The organism is Candidatus Chordibacter forsetii, assembly GCF_964187505.1.
In the GTDB taxonomy this organism is placed as follows: Bacteria; Verrucomicrobiota; Verrucomicrobiia; order Opitutales; family Seribacteraceae; genus Chordibacter; species Chordibacter forsetii.
The window spans coordinates 15939-36267 of record NZ_CAXLML010000034.1 but is presented as its reverse complement, the minus strand read 5'-3'; the positions used below and the strand labels follow the sequence as shown (position 1 = coordinate 36267).

Here is a 20329-nt window from a genome sequence, read left to right as displayed (position 1 = left end):
TTCGCTCGAATGGATGCTCGGTTTATGTATCGGGGGCGGCGTGGTATTTCCGGTTCTTTCGTATCGCTACTGTCAGGCTCTTTGGTTGGGGTTGTATTTTTGCTTCGCCTGGCATGAAATGCCTTTGCGGGAGGAGTGAATGAAAGATGCTATTTAGGGGTTACCTTAAGTTATCAGCAAATTCCAGGTTTTATCCTATTATAAAAATCACCAAGAATTTTCCGCCCATGTTTTTTTGTCTTCCACACAGATGCCCACATACCAGTAGATTGAGGTGTACAAAGCTACCTGAATCTCAAAAAACGGGTGTGCTTGCTCGCGAGTTTTACATCTAAATGTTCAAATGGGATGGACAGAGATTGAACCCAAGTAAGTGTCTTTTTTTACAATTGCCGGACCGGGCAAATGTATGGTTGCAGTCTTTACCTTCTTTTTAAAATGAATAAAACAATACCAAGAATTTGGATATACCTCGGATTGGCTTTTGTGCTATTCTTTATCTCCTCTCAAATTGTGGGCTTTTCTTTTGAGCTAAGTGGATTATTTAAAACTTTTAGGTTATTTTTTGCTGAGTGAGTTATTGAAAATCATAAACCACTCGGAGATAATATTTCATATCCATTTTTTCCAAATCTTCATTAGGAATTGAATCATAGGTGCCGGATAATCCTGACCTTACAGAAAAATCTTTATCCTCCGATATGGGAAATACTAGAGCTGAATCGTGGCTTAGTAAATAGTCTGATAAATCATCCGCCATCGGAAGAAAGCTAAGTTCACTTTCTAGGGACATGAATTGATTGAATTCGTGGAGGTATTCAATACCCAAATCGAGAGCAGGATCTTTTTTTGAAGCAATTGTCTTGTTGGTCGAGTCTTCGTATCGAAGAGCACCACCGAAACGAGTCGAAACTTGATAATTTTCTTTTTCAATCCAACGATATTTTAAGCCTAAGGCAGTAGTGGTACGCAGATTGATCTGCTCGACGGTATCATGTTCGAAATCGCTTCTTAAATACCAGGCCAATTGTTCATGGAAGATCGAATCGTACTCAGCACCTCCCTTGGTTTCATCGGTGTCGTTTACTCCATTTGTGGTTTGGGTGTTGTAAGAAAGGAATAAATCGAGTTCACGAAAGTTATTTGAATAAATACTATCCATGCGAAATCCTGCCCCGAGAGAATCGGTGTTTCCGGATGAGCCGACCAAATCAAAGCCCAATGAGTTTTTCCATTTCATCAACAAACCTTCGTTATATTCCTGCTCTTCGATAATCAATGGATCCTCCCCGGATGCGGGCCAAAGATGTTGGATCTTTTCAAAGGATAAGTTTTTGGATTGATTGGAATCTCTAAGGTTTAATTGTTCAACCGGTAAAGGAATGGATTGCCCCGAGAGGGTATGGTTATCCTCATCGCGTACGGTGAGAGAAGAGGAGGAGGACATACTTAGAATGGCAGTCAAAGGAATGTTAATCGCATTTGAATAGGTGGTCTCGAAGGTCAGGTTGCCATCTACGACTTCGAGGATTTTTCCGTAAAAGATTGAACCGTCTTTGGTTTCCACACGATCGGCCAATAAGTGAAAACTAAAGACAAGTATATTTGCCCAAAAGATAAAGCTAAGTCGCATGGTATGTACTTACCCAGGAGGCCACTTCATTTGTCTACCCCCAAGCACATGTACATGCAAGTGGGGGACTGTTTCTCCAGCATGGATCCCGTTATTTATAACGGTACGGTAACCATCTACCAGTCCTAGTTCTCTGGCGACTTGAGAAGCCGTAAGTAAAAGATGACCAAGCCTTGATTGATCGAATTTTTCTGCTTCTCCTAGACGGGCTATGACTTTCTTAGGAATAACTAAAAAATGAACCGGTGCTTGGGGCTCAATATCTTTTATCGCGATACAAACTTCATCTTCATACAAGATCTCCGCGGGGATATCTCGGGCAATGATTTTTTCAAAAAGAGTGCTCATTTAAGAATATTTATGAAAATAACTTATTTGGACGTCCATATTCGTAGAGATGATAGGTAAAAATCCTCCAAAGCCGTTTCGTCTTTCAAATTTACCTCCATAAGCCGGACATTTTTTTCTAAACAAGCTAAAACCCTTGAAAGTTTAATTCCTAGTTGAGGAAGAATTTGACGGTTCTCGTTCTGAACGACAAAGGAACGGGTAGCTTCTGCTAATTGTTTGAGGATCCTAGAACGAACACCTCGCCTTACTCCAGCATCCAAGGCATCCTTTTCTTTGTCATCCATACTTGGTGCATCATTTTTAGCTTTTTTGGCTAAAGTATCAGCTTCTTCTTTAATTAGGCCAAGCAACGAGGTTATAAGTCCATACGAGGCAAAAAGTGGGCTAACCCGATCCTTTCTCAGGCTTTCACGATCCAGGAGTGCCAGAATCCATTGTTGATACTTAGACTTCCATGCTTCCCATTGTTCATTACCTAAAACGGGAGCTACTGTGGGCAATCGAGCCATGAGGCATCGACTTCGAATGGTTGCGAGTAAGGAATAGGGTTTTGTGCTTAGTAGAAGCAGGTAGGTACCCGATGGTGGTTCTTCCAAGGTTTTTAAAAAAGCGTTGGCAGATTCTTTGCGCATTCGGTCGGCTTCGTGAATGATTGCAACTTTACTACCACCTTGGTTGGATGTGCGGTTAAGTGTGGCAATCAATTCACGCGTTTTTTCAACCGTTATGATCCGGGCCTTTCCAGTTGGTCGCAGATTAAATAGATCGGGATGATCAAACCTCGAATCATCAAGGGATAATAAACATCTAGCCAGAGCCAAGGCTGCGTCTTGGTTTTGTTCAACTGACTGACCAAGTATAAGGATAGCATGATGCAACCGATCCTCAGCAAATCGGTGCTGAAGTGCCTCGATAGGATCGGTATTTGAATTAGGCATACTTACCTAATAACAAGAGAAATAGTGGTGAACTAAGAATTATTCCTGGGAGTAAAAACGGGCATGAATTTCATTCCATATTTCTAACTCGATTTCCTCGGGATCTCCGTTTCCGTCAACCACAAAGAAACGCTCGGGCAGGCTGCGGGCAAGGTGAAGGTATCCTTTTCGGACTTTTCCATAAAATTCAATATTTTCCTGCTCCATGCGGTCGGGCATGTCAGATACACGGTGTTTAATCCTCTCAAAGCCAACTTCTGGTGGTATGTCTATTACAATGGTAAGATCAGGAATAATCTCACCAACCGCGAACTGGTTGATCATAGTTACTGGATCATCTGCAATTTGCCTAGCAACACCCTGATAAACTGTTGTTGAATCAAGGAATCGATCGCATAGAACGACTTTTCCATTTTCAATGGCCGGAAAAATAATTTCGCGGACGAGTTGTGCCCGGCTGGCAGCGAATAGTAGAAGCTCGGTTTCCGGTAAAATGCTTTTGGAGGAATCTGCATGCATCAGAAGATGTCGAATATCTTCTCCGATAATAGTTCCCCCAGGTTCTCGGGTGACAATTACGTCTCGGTGATCAATTTCTTCCAAGCGATCAGCAATACGGCGAATCTGGGTAGATTTACCACACCCTTCTGATCCTTCGAAGGAGATAAGTAGGCCTTTTTCGTGACTCATATAGTTTAAGAGTTTTGTTTAAGAAGTTCGATTACTTGTGATGTTGATGGGCTTTGGGCAGTACGAACATAATGCCCAGAGGTACAAGTTGCCAAAGCAAGAGATGTTAAGGGGGAAAATCCGCTTAGTCTGGCACTGCAAAAACCGGCATTAAAGTGATCTCCCGCACCAGTCGTGATCTTGGGATTATCACAAAAAGGCCCCGTAGTCCACCAAGCACCATCTTTAGTGGCACAAGCGGCTGATTCAACAGGATGCAGAACTATTGTGGATATACCAAGTTCCCTGCGGATGTCTGATGCCATTTTCTTGAGGGAATCTTCGTCTTTGTCTCCACTCTTCAAACCTAGAACATCACAAACTTGAAGCCCTTCGTTGTAATTGAGGCCTAAAGTTACCTCAGCATGAGCTTGGAAACGGGAGATGACGGTTAATACTTCCTTAATATCAGAGCTCGAACGTTTTGCAGGATCAGCTAAATCAAAGAAAAAAGAGCGTGTATCCCGCGGCGGTAGGTTGGGCAAAATTTTATCAACCAATTCGACGAGAAAGTCAGTCATTTTGGGAATCATTGTCCAATTTACGATGGATATTAAATCTGCTTTAGATAACAAGTCTATAAATTCGCCTTCTCCGCATGCCCCGATAATTCGGGAGTAATCAATTTCTTCGAGGCTTAGGGTATTTCCAAGCATTACCTTTCCGTCCTTGAATTCCATAGCAGTGGTAATTCCTGGCTCACTGATAGAAATTGCGTTGGTTTTTCTAGCGAATTCTTCAAAGACAGGATGTATGTTAGGGTTACCCAGGCCACCAATGTAACGAACACCCATACCGAGGGAGAGCATTGCATTGGCCATAATGGGGCCATTGCCTCCTAATTTCTCGAACCTTGGATAGAGTTCGATGTTGGCACTTTTACCCGCGGCAGCCGAAATTTTAGCACCCATTTCTGCAATGGTGGGCACGGGATCAAAGTTATCTCCCAGACCGTGTCTCTTTTCTACGGGAGCAACAATTTTATCAACAAATCCATCCAAACCGACGATCGAATTTTTCGAAGAAAGGGAAAATGTCGTTGTATTGATTTCATCTAGAACTTTTTGAGTTACCTGCATAAGAGATTTTGCCTAAGATGCTTTGGATAATCGTGCAAACTTAATCGATTTCTCTGCTACACTTTGTGCAAAAGATGCGTTTTTCGTTGATTTTTAATCCTTACGCCTAAAATTGGGAGTTTGGTGTTGGATTTTTGAAATATTATGAATGTGATGGGAAACTTATTAACCGAAGATAACTTTGTACCTTTGCTTGGGTCTGCTGACTTATTTAGCTATTTTGCAGATTCTAACTTTGCGGGGAAGGTCGTTATATTTGTGCTGGCTTTGTTAAATTGCTGGGCTCTCTCGATCATGTTCAACAAAAATTCTGAACTGAAGCGAATTCGTCGAGCAAACGCTCGGGACGAAAAGAAAATTAATGAGCTTCCCAATATGGTAGACTATGACGATGCAAATTTTCCCGGTCAATCGAGTCCATATCTTCGTGTTTGCTCGAGGGCGATGGCAGCTGCTCGGGCAAGTTCTAAAGATGGTAGGGTACGGATGAATTATGTTGAAAATGCAATTCGCCGGGCAATTACCGAATATGAAGACAGGTATGAAGAAAAGATGTACTGGTTGGCAACGATTGTTTCCGGAGCTCCATTTCTTGGATTACTTGGCACAGTATGGGGAGTGATGGACGCTTTTGGTACGATGGATTCGGGGGGGGCTACAATTGAACACCTTGCCCCAGGTGTGTCAGGGGCATTGTTGACAACCGTTACTGCTCTGTGCGTAGCCATACCCATTGTGTTTGCCTATAATAATCTCTCAGCTCGAACCCGGGGGGAAATGACAAAATTAGAAAACTTTGCTAGCAATCTTGCTGATCGCATTGAATTGGAGACCAGTGCCTGAAGGAAGTATCAACGAGAATTCGAGACATCTTTGGATAATTAAATGGCAAGAAGTTTTACAAGAAGAAACAAGCTTTCAGTAATTTCAGAACTGAATGTTACCCCGTTAATCGATCTCGCTTTTTCTCTACTGATCATATTCATGATCACCACTCCAGTGATCGAGCAATATAATCGGGTAAACCTTCCCGAACAGTCTAGCTCTGCCAAGCAGCCTCCGCCTCCGGTGGAGGATAAATATATCACGATTGATGAGTCAGGCGCTTACTTTTGGGGAAAGGTCCCTATCGGGAAAAAGGAGCTACAGGACCGACTTGACGAAATTTCATTAGGTGAGGGGACCGCTCCCACTATACACATACGTGGAGATCGCTCCTTGCCTTATCAAAAGGTGATTGATGTGGTTAATATGTTGAAAGAGAGAAACTTGACCAAGCTCAGTTTAGATACCCGGGCAAGCTGATTCTCTTCCTTTATGGGATTTGCTTAAGCAGCTTGGTCAGGACTTTTCCAGGACCACACTCAAGAAATTCACTCGCTCCATCCTTACGCATCTGCGTGATTAATTCAGTCCATCTAACCGAGCTATGTATTTGACGCACCAGTAAGGGAGCGATGGCATCACCATTGGAATAAGGGGCAGCCTCCACATTTGAGTAGACGGGGAATTGGGGGGATGAAAAACGAATTTCTTCCAAAAACTTCCCAAACTCTCGTGCTGGTTCTTCCATCATTCGCGAATGAAATGCACCGCTAACCTTCAAGGGAACCACCATCCGAGCACCAGCATCTTTAAGTGGAATAAGTGTGGTTTTGATTTGTGCAGCAGGTCCGGATATTACGACCTGACCGGGGGAATTGAAATTAGCAAGGTCTACTTGTTCTGCACCGATTTGTTCAAGTGTGCTTTGAATCTTTTCGACTTCCATACCGATTACTGCAGCCATACCTCCTCCAGTTACTTGAGACATGATATTTCCACGCTTTGAAACCATACGCAGCCCATCCAGAAAGGATACGCAACCGGCAAGAGCTAGTGCGGCAAATTCTCCAACGGAATGACCAGCAGCTACATCGGGTATCTGCCCGTCGTCGATTTTGGCTTTGCCTTCTAAAAAGCTGACCAAGAAGAGCGCGGGCTGGGTAAATTGAGTTTGTGACAGTTGTTCTTTTGCATCTTCAAGGCAAAGATCACTTAAGGAATAACCCAATTCTTGATTGGCTTGTTCGATAAGTTCAGGGTAGCGATGGAAAACATCGGTACCCATCCCTTTGACTTGGGAACCTTGACCTGGAAATAAAAAAGCGAGACTCATAACTTGGATGGGTTAATTAGGTATTGCGTTGCGAGAAAGAAAAAAAGTCCATAAATCGAAGATACATTCCTTGATTAAAGAGCGAAAGAAATGCAAGAACATCTGATGATTGACGCAAACAATGCCATGCATGCAATGCCTGACATCGCTAGGGAATTGGCACATGATCGAAACCTGGCAAGAGATAGTTTGTTAAGAATGCTTGAACCTTTGGTGGCAGATGGAAACCGAGTGACCGTAGTCTTCGATGGACGGGAGGGTAGGGGCTCTTTACAAAAGTACCGAAACCTTGACTCCTATGATGTTGTTTACTCCTCATCCAGTGAGGGTGCAGACGGGGTAATTGAACGTATGGTTATGGTTGCCAAAAATCCGGGTAGAATTTGCGTGGTTACCAATGATAACTTAATTCGAAACTGTGCATACGCACATGGGGCATCTGCCATGCGGGTGGAGGAATTTGTTAAGCGTTTGGATCATTCAATTGATCAGGTAAGTCGTCGGGCAAACTTCAATAAATCGAGATCGCGGAGTGAGCGTGAGCCTTTTCATAATCGTATTGAATTTCCCGAAGGTGATAAGTGATCCGTAAATGACAAAAAACGGTTTAGTTGAGGAAGTCCCCGGGTATTATGGTTCGGTTAAAATTGAAGAATCAGTTGCTCAGCGTATTTGGTCGGAGCAGGACTTTTTTACGGATTCATTAGTAACCAGCTGCGGGAAAAAAGTATATGTGGATTATGCTGGTGACTGGAATCTGTCTATCGAGGGTCCTGATTTTCGTAATGCTAAATTAGTCATCGATGGGGAAAGCTTTATTGGAGATGTAGAAATTCATTTTTTCCCCGAAGGTTGGAAGTCACACAAGCATCACCTTGATTCAAATTATAACAAAGTGATTTTACATGTCTGTATCTTTTCACGGGCTTCGGGTAAGACTTATCAAGAAAGAGCGAGTAATGGTAAGGCAGTGCCGTGCCTGGTCTTGTTACCAAGTTTGCTTCATGGAATAGAAGAGTATGCGGAGGCTCATGCACTTACCCGTTTATCCGGGCAAGACAGTTTGGCCGATTTTGCATTGAGCAAACTAGTAGGTATCAGTTTGGGTAAATGTAAAGAAAGAGCTCGTTCCCGATGGATGGCCAAGAAGGGATTTGCTCACTCACGTTTACTTAAACAGGGGTGGGAGATGGCTTGTCATCAATGGTTTTTAGAAATCCTCGGTTACAGGAGAAATAGGACGCAAATGGCCAAGATTGCTCAACAATTTTCGATCGATCTGTGGAAGTCCGGTCAAGTTGACCTCGATCTTATTTATCGATCACAGAGAGGTTGGAAACTCCGCGGTTGCCGTCCAGCAAATCACCCCTTAACCCGAATACATCAGTATGCTGAGTTATGGAGAACATGCCCGCAATGGATTGAGGATTTATCCAAGCTTTGGGACACCTTTGCTTTTCAAACTCTAGATAAGACAGGCAGTGAAATAGAATGCCCTAAAGTTTCTCAATTGTCGGGTATTTGGATCAGGCAATTACTGGGCGAAGTTTTTGGGCGTGGAAAGGCAAATACCTTATGGATTGATGCCGCATGGCCTTTACTTTGTGCATCAAAGCAAAAAAATGGTTTTTCTCTTTGGATGTCTTGGCCAGCAGGAGATTGTCCAAAAAAATATAGAGACTGGGCAAAAAAGCTATCTTGGACAAATCCTTCAGGTAAAAAGCCCTTCACGAATGGATTGGTTCAATGCATTATACAAACTTTGACAGTTGATTCGTACGGTTCTGAAAAAAAATCTCTGATTCTATGACTAGTCGGATTGAAGAAGACTTGATTTTTCTTAGTGGACCCACCGTCGAAGGGTTGAGGTTTGCCAAATTATTTTTGGGCGACGAAACCTTAGCTCAGGAATTAGTGGAGCGGGCACTACTCCGCTTGACAATTGTTAGGGATGGGAAGAGAAGTCGTGCTAAATTTTTTGGGGACCTGGAAAACCTTTGTTTGGAAGAAAAGAATAAGAAGAGTTCTTTTAAAGAAAAACAACTTGAACTTTTTACTATTGAGCCTAGCGGGCAGGTTCGAAATGAGAATAAAAAAGATATGCGAGTTGCCCGTGCTCAGGCCCTGTTGTGTGGTGAGGACAAAGCAATTGTTGAGAGCTTGCAAAAGAAGCCGATTTTCGCAAATGAATGTTTTCGGGAACTGGTTATCGGATTTTCAATTCGATTAAGCGAAGAAGCTCTTTCGGTTGAAAATAATATTCCAATCTCTCTAGGCATTGAGCGATATGTAAAGATAGCCAATTATTTACTCGGTTTACTAGCTGAGAATGAAGCTATGGAAGTTGAGCGGAAATGCCGGTTTCATCCGGATTGGCAAAAAGAGAAGATATTGATGGGGGAGGCGGTCGGATGGATGGAGTCTGCTTTACAGGTTTTTGATGTATCGTTTGACCCCCGAGGAATCATTTTAAATGATGACGTAAAGAAGAGGGTTCTGGAGGAATGGAAGCTTTCTGACCATGAGGAAGTATTGATCGAGGGCACAGGGGAATTAGTTGAGGAAGAGCAAGTTATACCAATCAAATCGAATGGGCCATCGAATGTTCAACAAAAAGGCAAAACTCTCATGGTTTTTCTTTGCACCGGTTTTTTCGCGAGCTTAACTGGTTATTTGGGATGGATGGAGAAATTAGAGTCTGTTCCCCAACTAAGTTCAGATAAAAAAGACGAGCTCATTGTCTCTGACCAATTGGTGCATTCATTAAAGGATGACAACTGGACACAGCTTGCTCAATTTGCTGCTAATGAAAAAGCTAACTTAATTTTAGAGGATAGGTTGGTAAATGAAATTGAAAAGATGGAAGATCAGATCACGATCAGCCCAAGTCTTTTAACCTCTAAAGATTCTGACTTTAATATTACTTATCCGCCTAATTTTACCAAGAATATCGATCCAACTTTAAGACAGGCAAATTTTCTAAAGCTTGAAGTATTAAAAACTGTCATAGGTATGCCTGAGGGATATATCTTTCTTCCCGGTAAAGAAACCTTGGGAAAGGTAATAAATATTGAAAGGAAAAACGGCTTGATTGAATTTCAACGAGCAGATTGGCCAAATTTAGAGAAAAGTTTTGCTCTTGCGGTAAACGAATATGAATTGCGCTTAGGTTCAATAAACCAAGGTTTTATAATTATTTTGGGCAAAGTCAGCCGGCTTGAGTTGGAAAAAGGAGCAGTTTCCAAACTCAAAAGATACCAACTTATTCCAAGTGACGCATGGTGGTTGGATATCAACCAATCTCGCCAAAGGCTTGGGCTTGATCAATTATCAAAGTGATTTAGCTTTAGTTTTTAAAAATTGATTGGTTAGTTTCTACACTAAGGGCAAAAGCATTTGAAGAACCTGTTCCCTGTTCCTTCTGGTCCAATTAATACCCGTAATCGGTGCATGCATTTCGGGCAATGCCCAACGTAAGCTGTCCCATCTTTGTTTTTGTAAATCCGCCCGTAAGTGCCACATTTAACATAATGAATGCCCAAAAATGCCCGCCCGGGACTTGGCGTTGAGCTCTGCGGTGAGGGGGGCTCCCCGTTCATGTCCTTACTCTGATTGCCCGCGTTGCAGACCGCGTACTAAACCGTCAACGCGTTGAGTTAAAATATTTGCTTGGACTGACAAACCATCCTGTCCCTCGATGACTCCGGATACCCAAGTTTTTACTCTTTCCTCGAAAAATTGAAGCTTTGCCTGTGATTTAGGGTCACTGGCAAGGGCAGTAAAACTAGTTTGTAAATCCTGAGTGGTTGAATTGTTTTGCCCGAGCATCTCTTGAATGGCTTGGAGGGAGGAGTGAACTAAATCCAAATTCACTTCATGTGTGGTTTTCTGTATGGGCTTGTAGTAATGGGGTGCGGAGGGCTGTTTGATTTGAGGGGCGTTAGCACCGGCACCTTCGAATAGAGGAAAGGAAGTATCGGCATCGTCCGAACTAAAAAGAGGTTGCTGGTTGAAGGAAAGGGTTGCCAGTGCCTTAAGCTGTTTTCTTAGCACCTTAAGTTTTTTGCGCGATTGAATTTCTTTCTCTTTGCTCACCTTGCGAATTACATCTGCTTTCATGGTCGGTGCAAGATGTGCAATCTCTTCAAGAATGGAAATAGTTTTTTCCAGGGCAATTTGTTGGGTTTGTAAGAAGGAAATGGCACCCTGGAGATACTCTTCCAAATTCTCTTTTGTTTTGAGCGGAGCTTGTTCCTCAGCAATTGGTAATTTGCTACGGGTTGTTTTGGAGAGTTTTAGTCGCATAATTTAATATATTCTTATCTTGAGGAGGGCAGGCAAATCAAGATGAAAGGGCGGCTCGCCCAAATTTTGAAAGCGAATAAATACCCGAGCCAATCAATTGCTCACCTAGGTAAAATGCAAGGATTTGACCAGGGGTTAGGGCACGCTGTGCGACCTTGAATTCGACGGCCCAAGTTTCATTAGCTTTTTTAATTAGCCTGATCGGTGTGGATGGGTCTCGGTAGCGGGCTTTGCCTAGAAGGTTGATTTCAGTTTGATGTTCAAAACCGGGACAAAGAAAGCCCACCTGCTCCAATCCAAATCGCTTTGCCCATAGAGTGGGTTCATTTGGACGATCAAAGGCTACGATTAATTGATTTGTTACCTTATCTTTACCGGTTACGACAAAGTTTTCATGATCGGTGTTGGATGGCACCCCGATGCCTTTCCTTTGTCCTAAAGTATAGCGGTGTAAACCTTGATGGTTTCCAAGTACCTTGCCGTTTGTATCCACAATTTCACCGTTTTTGTCTTGGATGAAATGAGATAGGAACTCAGGAACTTTAACTTTTCCTAAAAAACAAATTCCCTGACTATCCTTCTTTTGGGATACAGGTAATGAAAAGGCATGAGCCAGTTTGCGCACATCTGGCTTTTCCAGCGAACCTAGAGGGAATCTGGAATACATGAGCTGACTCGATTTTAAGCGGGCAAGAAAATAAGATTGGTCTTTGTTTTTATCTTTCCCCTCCCAAAGTTCTGCTTCTCCGGATTTGTTTGTTTTACGGATGCAATAATGTCCGGTTGCCAATGCCTCAAATGATTGCTTTTGGGCGTACTCCAGTAGTGCGCCAAATTTCATCTGTCGGTTGCATAATACATCTGGGTTCGGAGTTATGCCGTCGGCATAGCCATGAACCATTGGGTTGACTACTTCTTGCTGGTAGAAATCGATAAAATTGACCACATGAAAAGGAACATCCAACTGTAAAGCTACAGTTTCAGCATCTCTAAGGTCTTGTGCTCCTGGACAATTACCCAGGAGATCATCTTCATGTTCCCAGGTTCTTACATAAACGGCTTCGACTTCATGACCGGCTTGTTTAAGCAAAGCGGCGGTAACCGCACTGTCTACCCCCCCAGACAAGGCGACAAGAATTCTTTCTTTCGGTGATCTTTGCACTCTAAGGCGAACAATAATGATTGATCGGGGTCCAAGCAAAAGGTTTTTGGATGGATTCACAGAACCTTTCTCTGTAAGGAGATAGGCGATGGGGTATAAAGGTGGAGGAAAAACATGGGTAGAGCCAAAAGGTTTGGGGTGGGTCGCCTTGGAAAGAGATTGGGAAGGAGATCTTTTACCTCAGGATCTCGTGGCGGAAGCTGGTATTATCGGAGATGGGTTTAAGGTTGCAGAGCCCTATACACGGGCTTCTTTTGGCGGTTATGTGAAGGTCGACAGTAAGTGGTTGTTTTTTTTTCCTGATCAATCAATTTCTTTTCATGGTATAAAAGGAGAGAAACTTTTTCTTTTGGGAGATTGTAATGATTGGGAAATTTCTTCTCGGTGGGAATTATCCCCTGTTAAAGGAGGAATGCAACTTTGGGTCGAGGACGAAACCTTGAGTGAATTTGAAGAGTTTGAATTTAAGTTTTGTACCGAAAAGGGTAGATGGATTGATCCGCACGATAACTTTCCTGCTTTTCCGACTTCTGCGGGAAAATTTCGTAATGCTTGGTTTCATAAAAATAGAACAGGTAAGGATTTGGTTGAATTTAACCTTATTGAACCCCGAGGAGTCATAGGCAGTGAAAAATGGATATCTTACCGACCGGAGGGTAGTTTCGGGTTTAGTTTTGACGGAGAATATTCATCGTTTCGAATCTTTGCTCCACGGGCTGAGGGCATTGAACTTTTATTATTTGAGAAAACAGCTGATAGCATTTCTCAAAAAATACCGATGTTGCCTAAGGATGACGGAAGTTGGTTTGTAACTTTGCAAGCTTCATTAAAGGGGGTACTTTATAAATTTTCTATAACCCAATTAGATGCTCAAAGTAACTTATTTTCTAAAGAAATTGTAGACCCGTATGCTCGTGCAATGGTGGGTAGGAATGGACCAGGGCTTGCCTTGTTTCCAGAATCCAAGCCTCCGGGCAAGGCTTTCAATCCGCCTCCAATTGAGGACGCTGTAGTGGTTGAGGCACACATCCGGGATTTGTTAGCTAATGCCCCTTGTGCATTAAGTGATGGGGACAGGTTAGGGTTTAAGGGGTTGGCTAAGTGGCTAACCTCCAAAGATTGTTACTTGCGAAAACTCGGCGCAAATGTTGTAGAGCTTCAACCTATTCATGAATTTGATGCCAGGACAAAAGAACAATACCATTGGGGGTATATGCCGGTAAATTTCTTTTCTCCGGCATCCGTTTATTCAAGTAGTTCCAAGAATGACGCATCTCTTTCTGAGTTTAGCCAATTGGTCGATGCCTTTCACGATGCCGATATGGCGGTTGTTTTGGATGTAGTTTATAACCACATAGGGATACCTCAGCATCTAATCAATTTGGATAGGGAAATTTATTGCTCAACGGACAGTAGTGGAGATTTGACTAATCATAGCGGTTGCGGAAACGATTTAAGATGTGAGTCGGAACCCGTAAAAAAGTTAATCATAGACAGCTTAGTTTATTGGGTAGAAGTTTTTGATGTAGACGGGTTTCGTTTTGATTTAGGTGAATTGCTTGGCCTAGAATTGCTTACTGAGATTGAAAATGAATTAAAGAAAATAAAACCTGGAATTCTACTTTTTGCTGAACCATGGAGTTTTCGTGGAAGGTTGCCCGTGGAGATGAATAAGACAGGCTATTCACTTTGGAGCGATGCATCGAGAGAAGGATGGCTCAAGTATGCTAAAAACCAATCGGGGAAGGATCTAGCGATTAACCTCTTGAATGATGATTCAGGAAATCAAAATCATAGGTCTTACCAGTCTCTCAATTATTTGGAATCTCATGATGATTATGCTTTAGTCGACCGTTTTCGGGACCTGGGAGATTGGGGGGAGGGAGATTCTTTACCTGAGGAGGTCGTTCGCCGAGTGATGGTAGCCTTGGGAATGTTAATGGCAGCTCCTGGTGTACCCATGCTTAGTGCAGGACAAGATTTTTTGAGGCATAAACAAGGTATTAGAAATACCTATTTAAACGGTGATATAAACGCATTAAATTATAAAAACCTTCAAGTTTTTGAGGAAGAAGCTCTCTTTGTTCGGAAGTTAATCGAAATTCGATTGTCCAGAGCTGGTCATCGAGCAAGGTACCCTCATTCGGATGAGTGGACCTTACATTCTTTCCCTGTTTTTTCAGAATCTGCAATTTGCTATGGTTGGGAACATAAAAAAACAGAAGAAAAATTTTGGATTTCTGCTAACCCTTCCCAAGAAATAGCTTCCATTGAGTTGCCTGAATCTTGGAGTTCAGTTGCCCAACAGTTGGCGGCTTACGGCTTTGAATCTTTTGACCCAAATGTAGTAAATCCACTTTCTTTTTATTGGGCAGGTAATATCTAGGCTTCTATGGACTCAAAGAAATCCTGAGCAATTCCGTAGCGTAAATTGTGAAAAGAATGAGTAATGCTCTGGGCACCCAAGAATTCCATCGTTTCAATGATCGTAATTAGTCCAAATGGAAATACATCTGCCCGGTCACTGGGTAGTTTTGGAAACCGGCCGACTCGATTACTAAGAGAAAGGCTGCATACCTCCTTCGCTAATTGTTTAATTTCTGAAAGGTTGAGGCTTCTGTTTTTCATGTATCCGTCAGGATTATTTAAGATCTGGCGTAAAAATACTAGTATACCTCCAGTGCCCACTAGGTGCGGTCTTTTCGCAGAATAAATTTTGAATTCTTTTTGAACTATGTTCCGGACGAAACCTCTAGTTTTAAGTTGAGTTTCAGGAGTTAGGGGCAGGTTGAGGTTTGAAGAATTTGCTAAAGCCACTGATACCGCTCCGAGTGGTAGGCTTTGTATGTTACATACTCTTTTTTGTTCAACCTCCATTATTTCTAAGCTACCACCCCCGATATCCAAGGCGAAATAATCTGCAAGATCATTAATCATTGGGTCGGTTTGCAGCCCTTTAACCACGGCTTTTGCTTCTTCTTGTCCTGAAAGAATTTTAATTTTCAGACTAGTTTGTTGTTCGACAAAGAGTGTAACTTCTTGTGAGTTTTCGGCTTTTCTTAAGGCTTCGGTTGCAACAACAATCAAGTGATCGGTTTGATGGGATTGGCATATGTTTTGAAATTTATCTATGCAACTTACCAGGCGGGTAGACCCTTCTTGAGAGATTTTTAAAACTTTTTTTTCCGTTAGTGTGAAAATCCTACAGGGAAGGGATTTCTCTTCCAGGACTTTGAAATTCTGTTGGCCTGGAAAAGGTTTTATTTGAGCAATAAGTAATTTGCTAGTGTTTGAACCAAGGTCAATTACACCGACTTTCATATTTGCTTATTCAAAAGAGTAACCTGAAGGACCAATTACTATAGTGAACTCGCCCTTGCCGCTAGATTGACTCTGTTCTTCAATTACCTGATTAACTGGTCCAGATAAAATAGACTCATATGATTTGGTCAGCTCCCTAGCTAGGCAAATAAATCGATCGGAACCTAGGATTTCAGAAATAGCATTCAAGGTTTTTTCAATTTTGTATTTTGATTCGTAAAGAACGACTGATCCGTCGAAATCTTTCCATGACTCAATCGTTTTCTGAACTTGTCCCCTTTTTTTGGGTAAAAAACCAATGAAGGCAAACTGATGAGTGGGGAGTCCCGATGCAGCAAGGGCAGTAAGGGCAGCATTAGGACCAGGGATCGGAATAATCTTGAGCTTGCGGGCATGGCATTCTCTGACCAACCGAAACCCTGGGTCGTTAATGCACGGGTATCCGGCATCTGATAATAAAGCTACTTTTTTCCCGCTTTCGATATCTAGGGCAATTTCTTGAGATTTTTTCCTCTCATTTTCTTCACGGTATGAAACCATGGGGATTCGAAGGTTTAAATGCTGTAAAAGTTTGGCAGTTACCCGGGTATCCTCACATGCGATGATGTCAGAATTTTCAATCGAAAGAGCTGCCCTTTGGCTTAAATCACCAAGATTACCAATCGGAGTGGCAACAATAAAGAGACAACCGGATAATTCTTGATCCGGACTCATAGGTAAGCTGGAGAACTATCTATTAAAACCGCCGCGATCGAAGCCACCTGGTAAACTGTATTCCCAACTGGCAGGACGACTCTGAGGGATTTTTGAATCATCAGGTGATGCAGTGAAGCAACCAGTCATGGATGATACAAGGAAGATAAAAAATGATAATAGGATAATTTTCATAAGAAATTCTCAAAGGGTTTCTTCTATCTCTGGTACTACATGTACACTGTCTCCTGGACGTAGGTCTTGGGGTGACCCAAACTGTGGTAGTAAGTACGCAAGAGAGTACCCCTGGCTGACGCTTTGGATGCGGATACGGGCAGCTTTTTTATTTTCTTTCCATAAGGTGTAAACATTGCCAAGAGAAACGCCACGTTCACTACCTAGTGGGAGTAAAATCATCCCGGATTTACCATCAACTCTGCCTACGGTTGACGGTACACCACTTTCACTAATTTCCTTAGCTTGTGCAGCGAGCATAAGTTCAGATTGTGATAACTTTGGTGGTCCATCTTCTGTTGGTAGGAAAGGATTGACTGAAAGTTCCACGTCCGTTTGTTCAACCTCACCGCCTTGCTGCTTGGAAATCATTTCATCAATTCCTCGCTTGTAGCCCTCTGCGTCAGCTTTGCGAACCTCATCCTGAAGCACAGCAAGTTGTTCTTTTTGTTCGTTCCTTAATGTATTAATAAAGTCTTGATTTTCCTTCTCTACAATAAGTTTCTGCTCTTCTAAATTGGCGACCAAGCGGTTGAGTTCAGACTCTTTTTCTTCTGCCGCTTGCCTTTCTCCTTCACGTTCTTCTTTTTCTATTTTCAGGTCCTCTTCGAGTCCTGCAACTTTAACTGTTAATTCTGCTTCGATCTCTTCAAGTTCTTCCTTTCGCTCCTTCTCTTTAGCGTGGAGATTTTGGAATGTTCTTAAATCCTTATCCCTCTCTACAGTCATATTTCTAAGCTTGGAGATTTCTTTGATGTTATTATCGCGTTCCTTGTAGAACATACCAATTACTGTTCTCAAGCGGTTGGCTCGAGGTACTCCTCGTATTATTGTTCCGTCTTCTTTTTTTATATCCTGCTTGGGGTCGTCAGAAAATGGATCTTGGAGGCTTGCGGGTGGAGATAACTTGGAATCTTGTTGCCAGCTTTTCGATTCAGAATTCCAGGTAAGTGAATCTACCCCGTATTCAAGGTTAAGGTTTAGCAAACTATCTCGGTACTCAGGACTTTTGAAAATTCCTTTTTCTGCAGAATCAAGAGACTCGGATGCAATAGCTAGAGGGTTTTCATCATTTTGACCCACAGGGTCATTGGCATCAAATATTTCGAAAAAAGAGTTTTTCTTTTCTTCAATGTCACTCCATTGCTTATCTCTTTCAGATTGCAGGATGGTGTAGGCATCAGAGACAACCTCATCCAAAAAAGAATGGCTTTGAGATGTGGAGTTGTCCCATTTTAACCAAATAACACCAGCTAGGCCAGCTAGGGAAAAAGTAGCCAACAATCTTAAAACTGTAGCGAAGGCTTTCATATTTAAATTTTAATTAATGCTGTATTGGAAAGAAAATCAATCAATCTTTGCCACATAAATTTTATTTTACTCATATAAGGCAATCCGAAAGACCTGTGCCCGGTCAAGTCCGTGGGTTGATATTATTTCCAATTCTATGGATTTTATTGGTTGATCTTCAAATAGATGAGATCGGTGGGCGCTAAGATTTTCCTGGACTTCAATCAGGCAGTTAGATTTTCCATTTTGGTCGGTTGAGTAAATTTTATAATCTTTGATTAGGGAAATTGATGGTCCACATTTTGTAGGCTGAGGGTGCGGGTAAGAGTTGTATCCAAAAGAAGGGTCAAAAAATAAATCTATCCTTGAAACAGATATCGGGGTTGTCCAACTAAGCTCAATAAACTCGGGATAGGAAAAATTGGTGGGCCTCGAAATCCAAAGTCCTGGTGTGTTGTAAGGACGAGACGAATCTGTAATAACTTCATTAGCTTGGTAAATATTTTGATTCGGAATAATTTCCATAACAGGACAATTATGTGGGGATGGATCGTAATTGGGAATCGGACAGTAATTAGAATACTGATTTTCTCCGTCGACCTGGCTCAACTTTCGGGGGTATTGAACATTAAAACCGACCGGAGCGTTACGGGCTTCAATTAAACAAAAAATTTGGACAGAACGAATTTCCATAAAATACCAACTTTGGGAAGGTAATTGAGTATTAAAATTAAATTCGATCCATTGCTTTCCAGGCTTGGCTACTTTAACGGAGTCAACCTCCAAGCAAGTGCCTGGAATATTTTGATTTTCATTAGAACCTGACATCAAGCGAACATCAAAGCTTTGAGGGCCACGGCATGATACGAGAAATCTAACAGTCTCCAGTTTATCAGTGATTATGGGGAATTGAACCAGGCAAGCTGTCGTTTCAATACCGTCTTCGGTAGGAAGTTCTTCAATGTTGCGTGCAGACCAAGTGGTTGAAGCTTGTGCAGTTCCTCGAACGGCTAGGTTTGCTTTGTCTGCAAATGGCAAAATGCTCGTACGGTGGTTTATTTGGGCTAGTTGCCCCCTGATTTTTTCTATGTAACCTTCCTTGGCCAAAGTCCTCGGTAATCTTTTTTGAGCTATACATTGAGTGGCACAAAATCCAGTGGCAATGCCCATTTGGGCGGCTGTTGGAGGATGGGAAAGATTAAGGGAGGTAACCGCGTCACAAGATGCGTGTCCCCCTGTCCATAAAAGATTCCTTACCTTTTGGGAATAAAGGCAGCGGAGAGGAATTTCAAAGGCTTGGGGGAGGGCAAGTTTACCCGTGGAGGAATAGATCAATGAATTATTTTCACACAAAGGGGATCGTCCCACTGCAACTGAATCAGAGTGTGCTCTACCTGAGAGTAAGTCCTTTTTAGTCAAGGTATAATCTCCTGATCCACGGAAAGTATTGTTGGGGGCAGGAAGTGGGATGACACGCTTGACTAGTAGTCCTTTAGCCAGATCTCTTAACGGTGAACGGTTTTTTAAGTAGTCCCAGGCAGCCCAGCAAAGTTCTGAAGCATTTGGAGTTGCTGAATCCTCAGAAATCCATTCCAAATGATGGAAGCCGCAAAGATTGCGATCTAGTGACTCCATCCAGGCAGTGCGGGCCGAAATAGAGTTTTTTTCCCACTTTGCGTTTATCCATTTGGGACAGCAGAAATGGGTGGGTTCCGTGCTCTTACCAATTTCTACAAGGGCGGCGGACCGAAAAATTGTTTTATGGTGACCTTGTGGATCCGGTATTGAATCTACACCCGTTTCCCCGGGAGCCCCTGCCAATTTTGCGAGGTGACCACGGTTTGATGCATCAATAAAGTACTTCGCACGAAACAGTACTTCATTCCCCTCCTGTAGGTTAATTGCGGTGCAAGTTTCGATTCTATCTTTAGCTGTGCTAAGAGTTGCGCTTAAACAATGGTAGCCTAGGAATGTGGATATCTTTGGTTCTGATTTTAATAGAGTCGTAAGTGCCCGTGATTGCCCGGCATAAGTACCTTCTTGATTGTTTACTCTGAGCTGAGAGATAATTTCTTCAAATATCCCCGACTCTCTAAAAAAAGTTTCATTTGAGGTGCTTGGAGAATCAACTGGCATTTGAGTAAATTCACCAATACTACCTCCCCATTCGTCAAGTCTTTCAACCAAAGCTACTGTAGCCCCTTCACGAGATGCTGCTATTGCAGAAGAAATCCCGGATAAACCTCCTCCGATAATTACAATATCTGATCTTTTAGGTTTAGGTTTCAAATTTTTATTTAGTGGGAAAATTTACTTTCAACACAAAATTTGTGCTTAAACGATGCTAAAGAATCCTAATGAAAGGCATTAAGTAAATTTAATAGGTTGTAGTTAGCTTTTTTAATATTGTACCGGAGGCAATGAGTCGATAGCAGA

18 protein-coding genes are annotated in these 20329 nt (G+C 42.3%); 6 read left to right on the top strand and 12 right to left on the bottom strand.

Annotation, left to right across the window (positions count from 1 at the left end):
• Positions 1–577: 577 nt before the first annotated feature.
• Genes ACKPQ4_RS01540 through ACKPQ4_RS01520 form a run of 5 tightly spaced genes read right to left on the bottom strand, consistent with a single transcriptional unit; the run spans position 578 to position 4730 of the window.
• Complete coding sequence (locus ACKPQ4_RS01540; RefSeq protein ID WP_407679450.1) at positions 578–1633, bottom strand: DUF481 domain-containing protein; 1056 nt, start codon at positions 1631–1633, stop codon at positions 578–580.
• A 9-nt stretch (positions 1634–1642) separates the two neighbouring features.
• The gene (locus ACKPQ4_RS01535) at positions 1643–1981 is read right to left on the bottom strand and encodes a histidine triad nucleotide-binding protein (protein WP_407679449.1); all 339 of its coding nucleotides are present in this window, start codon (positions 1979–1981) and stop codon (positions 1643–1645) included.
• Positions 1982–2004: 23 nt separating this feature from the next.
• Positions 2005–2922, bottom strand: coding sequence for a hypothetical protein (locus ACKPQ4_RS01530; protein ID WP_407679448.1), 918 nt, complete (start codon positions 2920–2922; stop codon positions 2005–2007).
• Between the two features lie 39 nt (positions 2923–2961).
• On the bottom strand, positions 2962–3612 hold the full coding sequence (gene tmk, locus ACKPQ4_RS01525) for a dTMP kinase (protein WP_407679447.1): 651 nt from the start codon (positions 3610–3612) through the stop codon (positions 2962–2964).
• Between the two features lie 5 nt (positions 3613–3617).
• The gene (locus tag ACKPQ4_RS01520) at positions 3618–4730 is read right to left on the bottom strand and encodes a PfkB family carbohydrate kinase (RefSeq protein ID WP_407679446.1); all 1113 of its coding nucleotides are present in this window, start codon (positions 4728–4730) and stop codon (positions 3618–3620) included.
• A gap of 294 nt (positions 4731–5024) precedes the next feature.
• Between ACKPQ4_RS01520 and ACKPQ4_RS01515 the strand changes: the two genes are divergently transcribed.
• Positions 5025–5573, top strand: a complete 549-nt coding sequence (locus ACKPQ4_RS01515) for a MotA/TolQ/ExbB proton channel family protein (protein WP_407679445.1) — start codon at positions 5025–5027, stop codon at positions 5571–5573.
• Positions 5574–5615: 42 nt separating this feature from the next.
• On the top strand, positions 5616–6035 hold the full coding sequence (locus tag ACKPQ4_RS01510; protein ID WP_407679444.1) for an ExbD/TolR family protein: 420 nt from the start codon (positions 5616–5618) through the stop codon (positions 6033–6035).
• Between the two features lie 10 nt (positions 6036–6045).
• Here ACKPQ4_RS01510 and fabD read toward each other — a convergent pair whose 3' ends face one another.
• On the bottom strand, positions 6046–6888 hold the full coding sequence (gene fabD, locus ACKPQ4_RS01505) for an ACP S-malonyltransferase (RefSeq protein WP_407679443.1): 843 nt from the start codon (positions 6886–6888) through the stop codon (positions 6046–6048).
• Between the two features lie 90 nt (positions 6889–6978).
• Here fabD and ACKPQ4_RS01500 point away from each other — a divergent pair, with 90 nt between their 5' ends.
• The 3 genes from ACKPQ4_RS01500 to ACKPQ4_RS01490 are packed head-to-tail and all read left to right on the top strand — an operon-like array spanning position 6979 to position 10227.
• Positions 6979–7473, top strand: a complete 495-nt coding sequence (locus tag ACKPQ4_RS01500; protein ID WP_407679442.1) for an NYN domain-containing protein — start codon at positions 6979–6981, stop codon at positions 7471–7473.
• 7 nt (positions 7474–7480) lie between these two features.
• The gene (locus ACKPQ4_RS01495; RefSeq protein WP_407679441.1) at positions 7481–8698 is read left to right on the top strand and encodes a DUF2851 family protein; all 1218 of its coding nucleotides are present in this window, start codon (positions 7481–7483) and stop codon (positions 8696–8698) included.
• Positions 8695–10227: a hypothetical protein gene (locus ACKPQ4_RS01490; RefSeq protein ID WP_407679440.1), complete on the top strand. Its 1533-nt coding sequence runs from the start codon at positions 8695–8697 to the stop codon at positions 10225–10227. The genes ACKPQ4_RS01495 and ACKPQ4_RS01490 overlap by 4 nt, the downstream gene beginning before the upstream one ends.
• Positions 10228–10491: 264 nt before the next feature.
• Here ACKPQ4_RS01490 and ACKPQ4_RS01485 read toward each other — a convergent pair whose 3' ends face one another.
• Entirely contained in the window at positions 10492–11193 is a 702-nt protein-coding gene (locus tag ACKPQ4_RS01485) for a hypothetical protein (protein ID WP_407679439.1), read from the bottom strand.
• A 37-nt stretch (positions 11194–11230) separates the two neighbouring features.
• On the bottom strand, positions 11231–12415 hold the full coding sequence (mnmA, locus tag ACKPQ4_RS01480) for a tRNA 2-thiouridine(34) synthase MnmA (RefSeq protein WP_407679438.1): 1185 nt from the start codon (positions 12413–12415) through the stop codon (positions 11231–11233).
• 28 nt (positions 12416–12443) lie between these two features.
• Between mnmA and ACKPQ4_RS01475 the strand changes: the two genes are divergently transcribed.
• A complete protein-coding gene (locus tag ACKPQ4_RS01475) occupies positions 12444–14741 on the top strand; it encodes an alpha-amylase family glycosyl hydrolase (RefSeq protein WP_407679437.1) in 2298 nt (765 codons plus the stop codon).
• On the opposite strand, the gene ACKPQ4_RS01470 is transcribed toward ACKPQ4_RS01475, so the two are convergent.
• The 4 genes from ACKPQ4_RS01470 to ACKPQ4_RS01455 form a co-directional block, all read right to left on the bottom strand.
• A complete protein-coding gene (locus tag ACKPQ4_RS01470; protein WP_407679436.1) occupies positions 14738–15676 on the bottom strand; it encodes a Ppx/GppA phosphatase family protein in 939 nt (312 codons plus the stop codon). The genes ACKPQ4_RS01475 and ACKPQ4_RS01470 overlap by 4 nt on opposite strands.
• A gap of 6 nt (positions 15677–15682) precedes the next feature.
• Positions 15683–16390, bottom strand: a complete 708-nt coding sequence (gene rsmI / locus ACKPQ4_RS01465; RefSeq protein ID WP_407679435.1) for a 16S rRNA (cytidine(1402)-2'-O)-methyltransferase — start codon at positions 16388–16390, stop codon at positions 15683–15685.
• 183 nt (positions 16391–16573) lie between these two features.
• The gene (locus ACKPQ4_RS01460; protein ID WP_407679434.1) at positions 16574–17914 is read right to left on the bottom strand and encodes a hypothetical protein; all 1341 of its coding nucleotides are present in this window, start codon (positions 17912–17914) and stop codon (positions 16574–16576) included.
• A gap of 66 nt (positions 17915–17980) precedes the next feature.
• Complete coding sequence (locus ACKPQ4_RS01455; protein WP_407679433.1) at positions 17981–20182, bottom strand: FAD-dependent oxidoreductase; 2202 nt, start codon at positions 20180–20182, stop codon at positions 17981–17983.
• Between the last annotated feature and the right edge of the window lie 147 nt (positions 20183–20329).